13 protein-coding genes are annotated in these 15,208 nt (G+C 68.3%); 8 read left to right on the top strand and 5 right to left on the bottom strand.

The window, feature by feature from the left end:
- Positions 1-18 precede the first annotated feature (18 nt).
- The 4 genes from ITJ61_RS12250 to ITJ61_RS12235 all read left to right on the top strand — a co-directional run bounded on the left by ITJ61_RS12250 (position 19) and on the right by ITJ61_RS12235 (position 4,850).
- Complete coding sequence (locus ITJ61_RS12250; protein ID WP_104300127.1) at positions 19-726, top strand: FadR/GntR family transcriptional regulator; 708 nt, start codon at positions 19-21, stop codon at positions 724-726.
- A gap of 132 nt (positions 727-858) precedes the next feature.
- Positions 859-2,337, top strand: a complete 1,479-nt coding sequence (locus ITJ61_RS12245) for a four-carbon acid sugar kinase family protein (RefSeq protein ID WP_194686747.1) — start codon at positions 859-861, stop codon at positions 2,335-2,337.
- Positions 2,338-2,384: 47 nt separating this feature from the next.
- Positions 2,385-3,287: an NAD(P)-dependent oxidoreductase gene (locus ITJ61_RS12240; RefSeq protein ID WP_104243750.1), complete on the top strand. Its 903-nt coding sequence runs from the start codon at positions 2,385-2,387 to the stop codon at positions 3,285-3,287.
- An 87-nt stretch (positions 3,288-3,374) separates the two neighbouring features.
- Entirely contained in the window at positions 3,375-4,850 is a 1,476-nt protein-coding gene (locus tag ITJ61_RS12235) for a GntP family transporter (protein WP_194686329.1), read from the top strand.
- Between the two features lie 112 nt (positions 4,851-4,962).
- Here the strand turns inward: ITJ61_RS12235 and ITJ61_RS12230 are convergent, their stop codons facing one another.
- The 3 genes from ITJ61_RS12230 to ITJ61_RS12220 form a co-directional block, all read right to left on the bottom strand.
- Positions 4,963-5,169: a hypothetical protein gene (locus ITJ61_RS12230; RefSeq protein ID WP_194686328.1), complete on the bottom strand. Its 207-nt coding sequence runs from the start codon at positions 5,167-5,169 to the stop codon at positions 4,963-4,965.
- Between the two features lie 263 nt (positions 5,170-5,432).
- Entirely contained in the window at positions 5,433-6,629 is a 1,197-nt protein-coding gene (locus ITJ61_RS12225) for an MFS transporter (RefSeq protein WP_194686327.1), read from the bottom strand.
- A 200-nt stretch (positions 6,630-6,829) separates the two neighbouring features.
- A complete protein-coding gene (locus ITJ61_RS12220; protein WP_104300119.1) occupies positions 6,830-7,549 on the bottom strand; it encodes a DedA family protein in 720 nt (239 codons plus the stop codon).
- A gap of 369 nt (positions 7,550-7,918) precedes the next feature.
- Between ITJ61_RS12220 and ITJ61_RS12215 the strand changes: the two genes are divergently transcribed.
- Both ITJ61_RS12215 and ITJ61_RS12210 read left to right on the top strand, forming a co-directional pair.
- Positions 7,919-9,466, top strand: coding sequence for an HNH endonuclease signature motif containing protein (locus ITJ61_RS12215; RefSeq protein WP_194686326.1), 1,548 nt, complete (start codon positions 7,919-7,921; stop codon positions 9,464-9,466).
- Positions 9,463-10,137, top strand: a complete 675-nt coding sequence (locus ITJ61_RS12210) for a hypothetical protein (protein WP_194686325.1) — start codon at positions 9,463-9,465, stop codon at positions 10,135-10,137. Before ITJ61_RS12215 ends, ITJ61_RS12210 begins: the two co-directional genes overlap by 4 nt.
- Here ITJ61_RS12210 and ITJ61_RS12205 read toward each other — a convergent pair.
- Positions 10,134-11,825 (bottom strand): MDR family MFS transporter, encoded by a 1,692-nt coding sequence (locus tag ITJ61_RS12205; protein ID WP_194686324.1) that lies wholly within the window; start codon positions 11,823-11,825, stop codon positions 10,134-10,136. The genes ITJ61_RS12210 and ITJ61_RS12205 overlap by 4 nt on opposite strands.
- A 121-nt stretch (positions 11,826-11,946) precedes the next feature.
- A complete protein-coding gene (locus ITJ61_RS12200; RefSeq protein ID WP_323744354.1) occupies positions 11,947-12,570 on the bottom strand; it encodes a TetR/AcrR family transcriptional regulator in 624 nt (207 codons plus the stop codon).
- A 114-nt stretch (positions 12,571-12,684) separates the two neighbouring features.
- On the opposite strand from ITJ61_RS12200, the gene cls reads away from it, so the two are divergent.
- Positions 12,685-14,163, top strand: coding sequence for a cardiolipin synthase (cls, locus tag ITJ61_RS12195; RefSeq protein ID WP_104243733.1), 1,479 nt, complete (start codon positions 12,685-12,687; stop codon positions 14,161-14,163).
- Positions 14,164-14,289: 126 nt separating this feature from the next.
- Complete coding sequence (locus ITJ61_RS12190; RefSeq protein WP_194686323.1) at positions 14,290-15,207, top strand: VOC family protein; 918 nt, start codon at positions 14,290-14,292, stop codon at positions 15,205-15,207.
- Position 15,208: the final 1 nt, after the last annotated feature.

Here is a 15,208-nt window from a genome sequence, read left to right as displayed (position 1 = left end):
GCGAGTTCGGAGGTCACCATGGCGAGAGCGTCGCTTGTTCAGTCGGTCAGCGACCGGCTCCTCGATGACATCATCTCGGGGGCGCTGCCCCAGGGGGCGCCGCTGCCGCGTGAGATCGACCTCGCCGAGCGGCTCGGCGTGAACCGCCTCACGCTGCGCGAGGCCCTCAAGACGCTGCAGGCGCAGGGAGTCGTTCAGCCGGTTCCCGGGACTCGCGGTCGCGTGCTTCCCATGGAGGACTGGACCGGCATCGAGCCGCTCCTGCGCGCTGCGACGTCGACCGGCGGCAAGGCGCAGGCCTCAGTGCAGCTCGTCCAGCTTCGACGGATGATCGAGACGGGTGCCTGCGAGCTCGCTGCCCCGCTGCGCACCGCCGACGACCTCGAGAAGCTCGAGGGGTACCTCGAGGAGATGCGCGCGGCGAGCGCCGCGAACGACGTGCACACCTTCGTCACCGCCGACATCGCGTTCCACGATGTCGTGCTGCGGGCGAGCGGCAACCCGTTCCTGCGCGTGCTGCTCGAGCCGCTCGGGAAGTTCATGTACGAGCGCCGCTACGAGACCTCCGCGGTGCCGCAGGTGCAGGTCAATGCCATCCGCGAGCATGCGGGGATCCTCGAGGCGCTGCGCTCCGGCGACGGCCCAGCCGCGCGAGCGGCGATGGAGTCGCACATGCAGCAGACGGCGGACGACCTGCAGGAGTACGTGCTCACCCCTCGAGCCTGATCGCCGCACTTCCTTCCGGCGGCGGTGCGTCGCAGGCGTCACCCGGTTCCCTCCCTCGAGATATCAGATATCTCCTTGACAACACCCTTTGGCGGGCGCAAGATATCTGATATCCGATTACAAGGGAGTTCTCTGATGGATGAAAGCCGACTGCTCGAGCAGTACCCCGCCCCGGTGCGCGTCGACGCTGCGGAGGTCGCCGACCGGGTCCGCGAATCCGGAGTGACCCTCATCGTGCTCGACGACGATCCCACCGGGACGCAGTCCGTCGCCGATCTTCCCGTCCTCACCCGCTGGGAGCAGGACGACCTCGTCTGGGCGCTCGAACAGGGCCGCGACGCCGTGTACGTCCTCACGAACACGCGCAGCCTCGACGCCGAATCCGCCGCCGCACGCAACCGCGAGATCGTGACGGCAGCCCTCGCCGCGGCGGAGCGCCTCGAGCGCCGAATCGCCTTCGTGAGCCGCGGCGACAGCACGCTGCGAGGCCACTTCCCCCTCGAGACCGACGTCATCGCGGCAACGCTCGCCGAGCTCGGCGGCCCGGTGCCGGACGGCGTCCTCATCGTTCCGGCCTTCCCCGACGCTGGCAGGGTCACGATCGGGGGCATCCACTACTACCGGCAGAACGGCGAGCTCGTGCCGGTCGCCGAGACGGAGTTCGCGAAGGATGCGACGTTCGGCTTCCGCAGCTCCGCGCTCCCCGAATGGGTCGAGGAGAAGACGAAGGGTCGCTGGGCCGCCGCAGATGTGACGGTGCTCTCGCTCGACATCATCCGTCGCGGCCCAGAAGCGGTCGCGAGCGTGCTGCAGGATGCGCGCGACGGTCAGCCGATCGTCGTCGACGTGGTCATCGAGGACGACATCCGCATCGTCGCCCTCGGGCTCGAGCTCGCGGAGGCCGACGGCAAGCAGTTCCTCTACCGCGTCGGGCCGCCGTTCGTGCGAGCCCGCATCGGGCAGGAGATCGCCTCCCCACTCGCCCCGGCGCAGCTGGCGCGCGACGGGGTGGCCCAGTCCGCTGCCGGCGGCCTGATCGTCGTCGGCTCGCACGTCGACCTCACGACACGGCAGCTCGCAGCCCTCCGGGCCGAGCATCCCCACCTGCCGACCGTCGAGCTCTCCGTCTCGGCGATCATCGACGCGGACGCCCGAGCCGCGCACATCGGCGAGGCGAAGACTCGCGTCGTCGAAGCGCTCGCGAGCGGCGACGTGATCCTCCACACGAGCCGCGAGCTCGTGAAGACCGACGACGCGGACGCTTCCCTCGCGATCTCCAGAGACGTCTCTGCCGCCGTCTGCGAGGTCGTCGCGCACGCGCTCCGCGTGACGCCGCCGAGCTTCGTCATCGCCAAGGGCGGGATCACCTCGAGCGACGTCGCCACGAACGGCCTCGAGATCCGTCACGCCGTCGTCCGCGGCCCCATGCTGCCCGGCATCGTCTCCCTCTGGCAGGCGGTCGGGGGACCGGCAGACGGCATCCCCTACGTCGTGTTCGCCGGCAACGTCGGCGACGAGGACTCGCTCGCGCGGGTCGTCGAGAAGTTCCACGCGAGCGCCGCTGTCGGCGTCGACGCACCTGCATCCGCACCCATTCCCGCATCCAACTGATCAGCAACAGCGCTGAGATCTCCACACGCACCGAGAAACGAGCAACCATGACCTCCTCCACCTACTCCGTCGCCGTCCTCGGGCTCGGCGCGATGGGCCTGCCGATGGCGACCCGCCTCAGCAGCCAGCTCACGGTCAACGGCTTCGACATCGCGCAGCCGCGCCTCGACCTCGCGGCCGCCGCGGGCATCGTGCCGCACGCCTCCGCGGCCAGCGCGGTCGCCGGCGTCGACGCGGTCCTCCTCGCCGTCCGCAACGGCGAGCAGCTGCATGAAGTGCTGTTCGGAGAGAACGGCATCGCCGACAAGCTCGACGAGGGCGCAGTCGTGATCCTCACGAGCACCGTCGGAACCGACGGCATCGCCGACGTCGTCGCTCGCCTCGAGCAGCACTCGGTCGAGCTCGTGGATGCGCCCCTCTCCGGCGGCCCCGTCCGCGCGGGCGAGGGCGACCTGCTCATCGTCGTCGGTGCGACGCCGGCAGCGCGAGAGAAGGCGCAGCCCGTGCTCGGCCTCCTCGCATCCACCCTCACCGTGGTCGGCGACCGCCCCGGCGACGGTCAGGCGCTGAAGACCGTCAACCAGCTGCTCTGCGGCGTGCACATCGCGGCCGCAGCGGAAGCGCTTGCACTCGCCGAGCGCCTCGGGCTCGACCCGGCCAAGACCCTCGAGACGCTCGGCGCCGGAGCAGCGGGCTCATTCATGCTCGCGAACCGCGGCCCCCGCATCCTCGAGGCCTACGACGAGGACGGCGCCGAGGTGCTCAGCCGCCTCGATATCTTCGTGAAGGACATGGGCATCGTCGGCAAGGCGAGCCGCGCCGTCGGACTCCCGACACCGGTCGCCGCCGCCGCCGAGCAGCTGTATCTCCTTGGCCAGGCACAGGGGCTCGGTGCGTCCGACGACTCAGCCGTCATCCTCGCCCTCGCCCCGAAGACCACCGACTCGTAAGCAAGAGCCCCCGCTCACACCCGAACAACGCGCTCGTCAGCGTCCTCGTCAGCGCTCTCGTCGGCGCCCTCGTCAAAGGAGACGGATTTGTCCACATTTCTACTGCTCGCGATCGCAGCTGGAGGCATCGGCCTCCTCCTGCTGCTGATCATCAAACTCAAGGTGCACGCCTTCCTGGCGCTGCTCATCGTGAGCGTCCTCGTCGGCCTCGCGACGGGACTGCCGCTCGTGACGGTTCCCGAGACGGAACTCGAACCGGCACGCGTCGGCATCATCGAGTCGATCATCGCCGGAATGGGCGGTGTGCTCGGGTCGGTCGCGATCCTCGTCGCGCTCGGCGCGATGCTCGGGAAGATCATCGAGATCTCCGGCGGTGCCTCCAGCCTCGCCGGGCGCTTCACGAAGCTGCTCGGGCCGAAGCGCGTCGCCGGTGCCCTCACAGCCGCCGCCCTCGTGCTCGCGATCCCCGTGTTCTTCGACGTCGGGTTCATCATCCTCGTGCCGATCATCTACGGCTTCTGCAAGGCGGCAGGCGTCGACCCGGTGAAGTTCGGGCTGCCCGTCGGCGGCATCATGCTCGCCGTGCACGTCGCGATGCCCCCGCACCCCGGAATCGTCGGAGGCGCCGGAATCCTCGGCGCCGACCTCGGCTGGGTGACCATGATAGGCCTCCCCGTCTGCCTCGTCCTCGCCGTCGTCTCGCACTTCTTCTCGAAGTGGCTCAACCGCAAGGACTTCACGATGCTGCCGACCACGGCGAAGTCGTTCGCCGAGTTCGGCACGGAGAAGGCGGATGCGATCGTCGCCGACGCCGACGCCGAAGGCGCGTCCGGCTCGGAGGGCGGCGCGTCCGGCACCGCCACCAAGGCGCGCACGGTCGCGCCGCCGAGCGCAGGCATGGTCATGACGCTCATCGTCACGCCGCTCATCATGATCGCCCTCGGCACGGTCGGCGCCACCTTGCTGCCGGCCGGCGACCCCATCCGCAACGTGCTCGCGTTCATCGGCGCCCCGCTGTTCGCGCTCCTCGTGACGGTCCTCCTCGCGAGCTTCTTCCTCGGCATCCGCCGCGGCTGGAGCGCATCGCAGCTCGGCGACGTCGTCGAAGCGGCGCTCCCACCGGTCGCGGTCGTCATCCTCGTCACGGGCGGAGGCGGCGCGTTCGCCCGCGTCCTCACCGAGAGCGGAATCGGCGCGGCACTCAGCGAGACGCTGCTCGCCACCGGCATGCCGCTCATGATCATGGCGTACATCATCTCGCTCGCCCTCCGCGCGGCGCAGGGGTCGGCCACGGTCGCGATCCTCACGACGGCTGGCCTCCTCAGCGCGTCGATCCTCGGCGGCGGGTACTCGACGATCCAGGTCGCGCTGCTCGCCCTCGCCATCGCGTTTGGCGCACTCGGCCTGTCACACGTCAACGACTCCGGCTTCTGGGTCGTCACCCGGTACCTCGGCCTCGGCGTCGCGGACGGCCTCCGCACGTGGACCGTCCTCACGACGGTGCTTGGCCTCGTCGGCTTCCTGCTCTGCTTCGTCGTCTGGCTGCTCGTGGGCGTCGCCTAGCGACGGCTTCCGCAGCCCCACCGCGATCGCTGCCAGCCGATGTGCCCTTCACCGAGTTCGTGGAGGGCGCATCGGCTGGCAGCGTTTGGCGTCCGCGCTGAGGTCTCTCGCGTCAGTAGCCCGAGTTGTTGCCGTGATCGAAGCGGATGCTCGTCGGCGCCGGACCCGGGTTCTCGGCTCGTCGGCGCCGTTCGTCTGGGGAGAGCTCGGAATCGCGCGGTGGGCGAGGGGCCGCGTGCAGCATCCACACCAGGAGGAACGTGACCGCCGCGAAGCCCAGCGCGATGACGGCAACCACCAGGGCGGGGTTCTCGGTCATGGGATGCTCCGCTCGCTCAGGCGCCGCACGCGCGTCTTCCGGGGAGTCTCCCACGCCGGCCGGGGAAGCGCTCGCTGCTCGCTCCTCGCTCATCCTCGCTGGCCCGTGGCGGCCAAGCGGTCGTCAGGGCCTGGGTGCCAACGCTGCCAGCCAAGTGCCCCTTCCACCGGGCGTGTTGCTGGCCACTTGGCTGGCAGCGTTTGCCTGCGCGGACGCGGCATCGGACTCGCCTCAGGTGGCGGCGGTTGGCCTGCTGGCCCGCGCTACGGCGCCTGCGGGCCCTTCTGCACGGGGATGATGCCCGTGCGCGCCGGCGGGTTCGGGAAGAACCAGAGGATGGAGCCGGAGAGGATCCAGATGATGGCCATCCCGGCGATCAGCCAGCCTGCGTCGAAGCCCGCGATGAGCCCGGCGATGGCCGCGCCGACGGCGGCCGCCGTGACCCGCAGGCCCGCGCCGATCGTGAAGACCTGCGAGCGCACGTTCGGCTTGCTCTCCTTGTCGCGGAGCAGCATCATGGCGGCGTTTGCCGGTGCCGCGAAGAGACCCGAGATGAGGACAGCGGCGAACGCGAACCCGATCGGGAGCGCCGGCACCGCGATGAGCAGGAAGACGCCCGTCGCGACGAAGCCCATCCCCATGACCCAGACCGGGCCTCGGGTGGTCCAGGTCCTGACCGCCATGAAGAGGGCGCCGGCGAGGCCGCCGATCGCGTAGGCGGTGACGAGCCAGGCGGCGGACGCCTCGGAGCCGGTCCGCTCCAGGGAGATGGCGATGGCGGCGATGCCGAGCGCGCCACCGGCGACCTGGCTGACGGTGCCGGCGATCGTGACGATCGCGATCGGCTTGTGCTTGACGAGGTACGTCATGCCGCGAGCGATCATCCGCCCGAGGCCTTCCACCGGGCCGTTCTTCGCGTGCATCCGGATGCCGAACCCGGCCACCGCCCCGATGAGGGCGAGGCTCGCGAGGAGCACCATCGCGAGTCGTGCTGAGCCCGCCAGTGGGATCGCGAGCGCCGCCAGCGCCGGACCACCCACCGAGGCGATCGTGTAGGAGAGCGCGTCCTGCGCGTAGGCCTTCCTGGCCGGCTCGATGTTGTCGGTCGCGAAACTCGAGAGGCCGCCCATGTAGGCGGGAGTCACGAACCCGGCGACCGCGAGGATGACGGCGATGACGCCGATCGGCAGTGTGCCCAGCTGTGAGGCGAAGAGGTAGGCGGCCGCCGTGATCGTCCCCCCGATGATGAGGAGCAGCTTCGGGCGGCGCATCCGGTCGAGGAGGGCGCCAACGAGCGGTGCCGCGATGACGCTCGGGAAGAGGGCGACGGCGACGAGGAAACCGCCGACGGCGACGTCCCCGAGCTGCTCGACGGCAAGCAGGGGAAGGGCGACAACTGCTCCGGCGTTCGCCAGTCGGAGGGGGATCGAGGTCGACTGGTACCGCCAGATGCCGCTCATCCGTGAACCGAACTCCTCACTGCAACGCCGTCGAGAGACGCGGCAGAGCATGCCGCGCAGGCAAGCCTACGTCGCGTTCGAGGCGCCCGTCAGCGCGCGGAATCGAGTCTCGCGGGAGGGTGGCATGCCTTGTTACCGGCGGTTCGCGGGGCGGCGGAGTCCACCGCGCGCCTGGGCAGCTGGTGCCGGAATTCCGACGTTCAGTCGCCGAGCTTCTGGTCGAAGTCCTTCGGTGCAAGCGAGAGGTTCTTCGCTTCATCGCGGTTGCGCTGCTCGGCCTCGCGGCGGGACTTCCGCGAGTTCAGGAGGTAGTGGATGCTCGTGGGCACCACGGTCGCGAGCACCGCGACGATCAGGATCACGTCGATGTACTCGCGGATGAAGTCGCCGAGTACCGGCACATAGCCGAGGAGGTAGCCGGCGAAGGTGAGGCCGGCGCCCCAGATGAGCGCGCCGATGAGGTTGTAGATCGTGTACTTGCGGTAGTCCATTTTGCCGACGCCCGCGGCCACCGGAGCGAAGGTGCGCACGACAGGAACGAAGCGGGCGATGATGACCGCGAGGCCGCCGAAGCGCTCGAAGAACGCGTTGGTCCGTTCGACGTTCTTCACGCTGAAGAGGCCGCTCTCCTTGCGCTCGAAGATCCTCGGCCCCGCTTTTCGCCCTATCAGGTAGCCGACCTCGCCGCCGAGGAACGCGGCGAATCCGATGGCGAGGCACACCCACCAGATGTCGAAGCCGATGCCCGGGTAGAAGGCGAGCAGGCCCGTGATGAGCAACAGTGTGTCCCCGGGCAGCAGGAAGCCGACGAGGAGCCCGGTCTCCGAGAACACGATGAGGCACACGACAAGAAGCGCCCAGGGGCCCGCACCGTGAATGATCGTTTCAGGGTCGAGCCAGGGGAAGAGTGTGGGAGCCACGGAAGGATGCGTCCAGTCGCTGAGATGCAGGGGCGGTAAGTGAAGCAGAGGTGATCGAAAGAGTATCCCGCGCGCGCCCTGGGAGGAACACAGCTTGGACGGGGTACCCGCGGGGTGCTCTCGCCCGCCGAATGTCGGCGGCCAGAAGTAGCGTCGAAGGTGTGCTGGGAGGCGCGCGGGCTCGCCTGCGTGGCTGGTGATTCCAGCGTCCGGTTACTGTTCTGTGACGTGGGATTTCTTCACAGGGCTCGAATATACGTTCGATACACGGTAGGCTGGGACTGGCTTCGGGGGAAGCCAGCTCGGCACGTGAATCCGCAGGCAGAAATGCCTTGGGTGGAGGGTGCTGAGACAATGAGGGGGGATTCGATGGGCGACGACGAACACGCATCGGGTGGAGTATCTGGTGCTGGTGCTGGGGCAGGGGCTGGAGTCCTCGCGGGTCTACCGGCGAGCGTTGCTGCTGTCGAGCGAGAGTCCGGCATCGCAGCCACGGCCGTCGTCACGGCGCTCGTCGACGGGCGACAGCCCGTCTCGTCGGTGCTCGACGCCGAGTTCTTCGCCGCGTTCGAGGAGCTGGCCGCTCGCAAGCGGATGCTCGACGCGACGATCTTGGAGATGACGGCCGAGCTGCTCGGGCGAGACGAGATCACGCCGGTGGCCTTCTCTGGTTCTCTGGTGCGTCGGGGTGGGTACCGGTCCGTGAACGAGGCCGTGCGGCAGACCTTCGGCCTTCGCCGAGCCGAGGCGGCCAAGCTTCGCGAGGTCGCCGAGGCGACGCGCGAGCGCATCAGCATGACGGGCGAGGCGCTTCGGCCCACACGGAGCCAGGTCGCGGTCGCGGTCGCGGAAGGGCGGGTGACGCTCTCGCAGGCGTCGGCGATCGTCGCAGGGCTGCGCGAAGCGGGCGGCAGCGTCGATATCGCCGACCTCGATCGCGCAGAGTACGAGCTCGTCCAGGCCGCGTGCGGGCTCACCCAGGAGGACGACGAGCCGGCGTCGCCGGAGCGTCTGGCCAAGCAGGCCGCCGTGTGGGTGGCCTTCCTCGACCCAGACGGCGCGGAGCCCAACGCGGAACGTCAAGCCGCGAAGCGAGGACTCTCCTTCACCCGTCGCGCTGACGGCATGGTGCAGGGCAGGCTCCTCGCGACCCCGGAGCAGGGCGAGGCCATCATGCGCGTCCTCGACGCGTATCTCTCGCCGCGGCGCGACCACGCGTGCGAAGCAGGCGACGAGCCCAGCGGCACCCTCGCTCCTCAGGAGGAGCCGCAGATCCGGGACGATCGCAGCTTCTCTCAGCGACGCATCGACGCGCTCGTCTCGGTCTTCGCTCAGCATGCCGAGTCCCCACGCGCGCCCCGGACCGGCGGCGAAGCGCCCACCCTGGTCATGACCGTCACGCGGGCCGGTCTCGCGGGAGCCGCCGAGACGCCGGCGGACATCTCGCGGCTCGAGCACAGCGGCGAGGCTGTCCCGGTCGAGGCGGCCCTGCGCATCCTCTGCGATGGCATCATCCGGGTTGCGCTCGTCGACGACGACGGCGAAGTCCTCAAGCTCGGCCGCAAGCGAAGACTCTTCAGCCCGGCTCAACGGAGAGCGGTCTTCGCCCGAGACGGCGGGTGCAGAGCGCCCGCGTGCGAGCTCCCTTTCGACACCGTCGAGATCCACCATGTCACCCCGTGGTCGAGAGGTGGACGCACCGACACGAGCAACGGCATCGCGCTCTGCACCTTCCATCACCACGAAGTGCACCTGGGTCGGCTCACCATCTTGCCCGCGCAGAGCCGGACGTGGAAGGTCGAACCCGCAACCGGCCCCAGGGTGGCTCGCACGCGCATCCGCGAGACACCGCGCGCGGTCCAGTTCCAAGCAACACCCAGCAGCGCCGAGGAGGCGCTTGGAAAGATGAGCGCATGACAGCATTCCGAACTCAGCAGTTCCCCACCATCGAGGTAATCAGGGGGCGTTGGGCGCTCGCTGCGGCCATCGAGACCGCGATCCTCGGCGAGGGTGGCGACAACTCCCGCGCCGACGAGCACGGCTGGTTCTACTCCGACGGGGGTGGCAGCTGGGCTCGGCTCACCCCGCTCCCCGACGGCCGGGCCGTCCTCGCTGGCATCGACCGCGACCACTCCGAGACGTACAGGCGGGGCTTCGACCTCATCACTGGCATGCCCGAGTGGGGAGTGGCGCACGTCGAAGCCGCCGTCAGCTCGGAATCGGGACGCCGCTGGGTGGCAGGCGGGGAGCAGCCCTGGCTCGGATTCGTCTACTGGCGCGAGAACGCGGGGGAGGCCTGGCGCACCGTCGACCACGGCATCGCCGACGGACTCGACCGGCACCTGCTCCCCGTGCTCAGCGAGGAGCAGATGCTCGCCGCCGCCGCCGACTGGTTCGAGGGCGCCGTCATGGACCTCGACGACCCGGAATCAGCCCCCGAGCAGGTCGACGCGGAAGCCGTCCGGCGGGGCGCCGAGCTGGGCCAGGACCTCACCGCAGAGGCGCTCGCTGCGGTCCTCCCCTTCGAGGGGATGCACGTCGAGGCGGCCCTCCGCGCGGCACGCGCGTTCTCGACGGCACCCCGCTAGTCGCGGCTCCTCGGCCCGTTTGAGCTGAGCCGCGTCGAATCCACGCTCGGGGCGGCACCATCGCCCGCCTCGTGGCTCTCCCGACTCTCCCGAGCCGCCGCGTCGAGCTGTTCCGCCTCTTCCCCGCCGACCGCCTCGCCACGAGCCACAAGCCCGGCAACATCAGAGAGGGGGATCTGCTTCAGGAAGAGCGAGAGCAGGAACGCGAGTGCGATGAACGGCACCAGGTACCAGAAGACGGGAGCCAGAGCGTCGGCGTAGGCCGTGACGATCCCGTCCCGTACCTCGTCCGGCAGCTGCGAGAGCGTCTGCGGGTCGATCGTCGAGGTCGCCGTCGCCGCGTCAGCCGGGCTGGCGCCGCTCGCCGTGAAGACCGAGGTGAGGTTCTCCGTCAGTCGCGTCGTGAAGATCGCGCCGAACACCGCCGTGCCGAGTGCTGCCCCAACCTCACGGAAGTAGTTGTTCGTACTCGTCGCCGTGCCGATCTCGGCCGCTGGCACCGCGTTCTGAACGACCAGGACGACAACCTGCATGATGAGCCCGAGCCCCGCCCCGAAGAAGAACAGGAACACGCAGATGAGCCAGATGGGCGTATCCGCCGTCAAGGTGGTCATCGCCACCATCGCGAGACCGGTCAGCACCGTGCCCACGATCGGGTAGATGCGGTACCGCCCCGTCTTCGAGATGAGGATTCCCGAAGCGATGGACGTGCCCATGAGGCCCGCCATCATCGGCAGCATGAGCAGTCCAGAGGCTGCGGCCGAGGTGCCAGACGACATCTGCAGGAACGTCGGGACGAAGCCGATCGCCGCGAACATGCCGATGCCGAGCGTCAGGCCGATGGCCGTCGCGTTCACGAAGATCGGGTTCTTGAAGAGACCCAGCGGGATGATCGGATCCTCCGCGCGCGACTCGACGAAGACGAACATCGCCGCCGCCACGAGGAGGCCGAGGCCCCACGCCCACGTGACCATCGATGCCCACCCGTGCTGCGCATCCGCACCGAAGTCGGTGAAGAAGATGAGGCAGGTCGTCGCAGCAGACAAGAAGAGCACGCCGAGGTAGTCGATGCGCTTCGTCGCCTTCTTGCTCGGCAGCTTCAGCGCCACCACGGCGATGACAAACGCCGCGATGCCGACCGGGATGTTGATGTAGAACGCCCACTGCCACGTCAGGTGGTCGACGAAGTAGCCACCCAGCAGTGGGCCACCGACGGCCGAGAGCCCGAAGACCGCGCCGAGCGGGCCCAGGTACTTGCCGCGTTCGCTGGCCGGCACGATGTCGGCGATGATCGCCTGCGACAGGATGATGAGCCCGCCGCCGCCGAGGCCTTGGATGGCGCGGAACACCACGAACGCCCAGAAGCTGTCCGCGAAGGCGCAGCCCACCGACGCGAGCGTGAAGATCGCGATCGCGATGAGGAAGAGGTTCCGTCGCCCGAGCACGTCACCGAACTTGCCGTAGATCGGCATGACGATGGTCGTTGCAAGGAGGTAGGCGGTCGTTATCCACACCTGGTGGTCGACCCCGCCGAGCTCGCCCACGATCGTCGGCATCGCCGTCGAGACGATCGTCTGGTCGAGGCTCGAGAGGAGCATGCCGGCGATGAGGGCGCCGAAGATGGTCCAGATCCTGCGCTTCGTGAGCAGGAACTGCGGCGCAGCTGGCGCCGGTGCACTGGTGGTCATGCGTGGGTCCGTTCGAGGAGTGCGGTGCGGGAAGAAGAGGGGAGGGAGAGAAGGGTGGGGGAGAGAGGAAGGCTGGGGAGCGGGAGGAGGCGTGGCCGAGACGAGGGGGCAGGCGCCGCCCTCAGCGCTGCACTACGGCGCGCATGGCGGCGACGCGTCTGGAGACGACCGTCTCCATGTCGTCGGTGTTGTCGGTCGTGAAGAACTCGAAGGCACTCGCCCGCATGATGGACATGAGGAGCTGCACGGCTGCGGAGGCGCGAAGGTCCCCGGTCGGGAGCCCCTCTCGACGCTCGACGAGGGCGACGTCTCGCTTCTCGTCGCTCGACATGTGCTCGAGCACCCGCTTGAAGAGCTTCGGCTCCTGGTCGATGACGGCCATGACTTCGCGGATGTCGCCCGAGTTCGGCTCCGGGTCGGACTCGCGCCACCGCTCGAGTGCCAGGTGTGTCAGCGCTTCGAGGAGGTCAGGGCTCAGCTGCTCGCTCCCGGGGTCGCCGCCGGCCACGAAGCGCTCGTCGAGGTGGGTCGTGTCTCGTCGGGCCGAGATGCCGAGAAGGGCGTCTTCCTTCGAGGCGAAGTAGTTGAAGAACGTCCTTCGGGAGATGCCGACCTGCTCGCAGAGCTCCTCGATCGTGAAGCCGGGAAGCCCGACATCGAGGGCGCGGCGTCGGGCCATCGACGAGATGTCGCGGCTCGTCCGCGCCATCTTGCGAGCCCGCAGATTCGTTGCACTATCAATCACTAGTGCAGTATTGCACTAATCGAGGAAAGTGCAACAAGTTCTGGGCGCGGATGCACGTCCCGCTCACGCGCATCCCTTGGCCTACGCTGTCCCCTAGTACCCCGAGGAGACCCGATGGCCGAGATCCCGCACATCACGATCAGCGCTGGCTTCATCTTCGCGATCATCGACCTGATCATCCGAGTCATCGCGATCATCGTCGTGCCACGCAATCGGAAGCCGAGCGTCGGCATCGCCTGGCTCATGGCGATCTTCCTCATCCCGTACGTCGGCGTCATCGCGTTCCTGCTCCTCGGCAGCTTCCGTCTCCCCACGAAGCGCATGGAGCGCCAGCAGGAGGTCACGACCTTCATCAACATGGCCGTCGGGAGCGTCGAGGTCGAGCCGACCAAGCACAGCGACCCGGCCTGGTTCGACTCCGTCGTCGCCCTCAACCGCACGTACACGGCCATCCCCCTCATCAGCGACAACGAGGTCGTCCTGCAGGGCGACTACGAGGAGACCATCGTCGCGATGGCCGCCGAGATCGATACGGCAGAGAAGTGGGTGCATGTCGAGTTCTACATCCTCGCCTGCGACCACACCACGCTGCCGATCTTCGATGCTCTCGACCGAGCGGTCGCCCGAGGCGTGAGCGTTCGCATCCTGCTCGACCACATCGCCTCCATCCGCGTGCCCGGCTACCGCAAGCACACGCTGTCGCGGCTCAAGGCCCTCGAGCGGGCCGGCGCCGAGTGGCACTACATGCTCCCCGTCCGCCCCTGGCGCGGCGAGTACCAGCGGCCAGACCTGCGAAACCACCGCAAGCTCCTCATCGTCGACGGCAACTCCGCCTACCTCGGCTCGCAGAATGTCGTCGACTCGACGTACAACAAACGCGGCAACATCCGCCGCGGCCTCCACTGGCACGACCTCATGGTCCGCCTCGAGGGGCCGGCCGTGCACGCCGTCAGCGCCGTCTTCATCACCGACTGGTACTCGGAGTCGGGAACGATCATCCCGGAAGACCTCACCGACGTCGAGACGATGCCGCAGGAAGCGCGGATGGACTGCCAGATCGTGCCGAGCGGCCCCGGGTATCCCAGCGAGAACAACCTCCGCCTCTTCCTCAACCTCCTCTACGTCGCCCAGAAGTCGATCATCATCACGAGCCCCTACTTCGTTCCGGACGAGTCGATGCTGTATGCCATCACGACCGCGACGGCACGAGGGGTGGTCGTCGAGCTGTTCGTCTCGGAGATCGGCGACCAGGCCATGGTCTACCACGCGCAGCGCTCCTACTACGAGGCCCTGCTGCTCGCGGGGGTGCGCATCTGGATGTACAAGTCGCCGACCATCCTGCACGCCAAGCACTTCACGATCGACGACGAGGTTGCCGTCATCGGGTCGTCCAATATGGACATGCGCTCCTTCTCGCTGAACTTCGAGGTGTCGCTCATGGTGCGCAGCTCGGACTTCGTGGAGGACCTCCGAGAGGTGCAGCAGGACTACCGCGAGCAGTCACGAGAGCTGACGATGTTCGAGTGGCGGAAGCAGCCGCTGCGCTCGACCGTCCTCGACAATCTTGCGAGACTCACCGCGGGTCTGCAGTAGCCGAACCCTGGGTGTTCGCTCCCACTCGAGCACGAGGCTCGCCGCCGTTGTCGGGGGTCGGGAGTAATTTTTGCGAGTGGGCCCGACCGGGCTCAGATCGACCGACGCGTGCAGGAGCAGCGAGTCATGCAGAAGATCATCCCGAACCTTTGGTTCAACAAGAATGCCGAAGAGGCCGGCGAGTTCTACGCTTCCAGCTTCCCCAAGACGACGACGTCCGTGGAAGCCCGATACCCCGAGACCGACCTCCTCGACTTCCAGAAGGACTTCGCGGGCCTGCCGCTCGTCGTGGGCGTGGAGATCGACGAGTACCGGTTCACGCTCATCAACGCCGGCGACCAGTTCAGGCCGAACCCGTCGGTCTCGTTCATGCTCAACTTCGACCCGCGCGTGCTCGGCGGCGACGCGGCGTCGGTGCGAGCGAGCCTCGACAAGCTCTGGACTGCGCTCAGCGATGGCGGCAAGGTGCTCATGCCGCTGCAGGAGTACCCCTTCAGCCCGCACTACGGCTGGGTCGAGGACCGCTACGGCGTGAGCTGGCAGCTCATGTTCGTCGATCCCGCCGGGCTGAGCACGGCCGACGAGGCCCGGCCGTTCATCGTGCCGAGTCTGCTCTTCGGCGGAGCGGCGCAGAACAGGGCGCGCGAGGCCATCGACTTCTACGTCTCCCTGTTCTCGGATGCGCGCATCGGCACGATCGCCGAGTACCCGGCGCCTTCGGGTCCCGCTCCGGCGGGTGCCGTCATGTACGCCGACTTCCAGCTCGCCGGGCAGTGGTTCGTCGCGATGGACAACGGGGCCGGCCAGGAGTTCGGCTTCGACTGCGGCGTCTCACTCGAGGTCGACTGCGCCGACCAGGCGGAGATCGACCACTACTGGAGCGCGATGAGCGCCGTCCCGGAAGCCGAGCAATGCGGCTGGCTGGTGGACAGGTTCGGAGTGAGCTGGCAGATCGTGCCCACGAACATGGGGGAGCTCATGGCGAAACCGGATGGCTACGAGCACATGATGCAGATGAAGAAGCTGGTCATCGCCGACTTCTGAT

Origin of the sequence: Pseudoclavibacter sp. VKM Ac-2888 (assembly GCF_015351285.1) — a bacterium.
Lineage (GTDB): Bacteria > Actinomycetota > Actinomycetes > Actinomycetales > Microbacteriaceae > Pseudoclavibacter.
This window is presented reverse-complemented; position numbering and strand designations above follow the sequence as displayed.

Excerpts from the sequence above, each read along its gene's own strand:
- ITJ61_RS12250 (WP_104300127.1), top strand. The coding sequence starts at position 19 with ATGGCGAGAGCGTCGCTTGTTCAGTCGGTCAGCGACCGGCTCCTCGAT.
- ITJ61_RS12240 (WP_104243750.1), top strand. The coding sequence starts at position 2,385 with ATGACCTCCTCCACCTACTCCGTCGCCGTCCTCGGGCTCGGCGCGATG.
- ITJ61_RS12230 (WP_194686328.1), bottom strand. The coding sequence starts at position 5,169 with ATGACCGAGAACCCCGCCCTGGTGGTTGCCGTCATCGCGCTGGGCTTC.
- ITJ61_RS12225 (WP_194686327.1), bottom strand. The coding sequence starts at position 6,629 with ATGAGCGGCATCTGGCGGTACCAGTCGACCTCGATCCCCCTCCGACTG.
- ITJ61_RS12215 (WP_194686326.1), top strand. The coding sequence starts at position 7,919 with ATGGGCGACGACGAACACGCATCGGGTGGAGTATCTGGTGCTGGTGCT.
- ITJ61_RS12210 (WP_194686325.1), top strand. The coding sequence starts at position 9,463 with ATGACAGCATTCCGAACTCAGCAGTTCCCCACCATCGAGGTAATCAGG.
- ITJ61_RS12205 (WP_194686324.1), bottom strand. The coding sequence starts at position 11,825 with ATGACCACCAGTGCACCGGCGCCAGCTGCGCCGCAGTTCCTGCTCACG.
- cls (WP_104243733.1), top strand. The coding sequence starts at position 12,685 with ATGGCCGAGATCCCGCACATCACGATCAGCGCTGGCTTCATCTTCGCG.
- ITJ61_RS12190 (WP_194686323.1), top strand. The coding sequence starts at position 14,290 with ATGCAGAAGATCATCCCGAACCTTTGGTTCAACAAGAATGCCGAAGAG.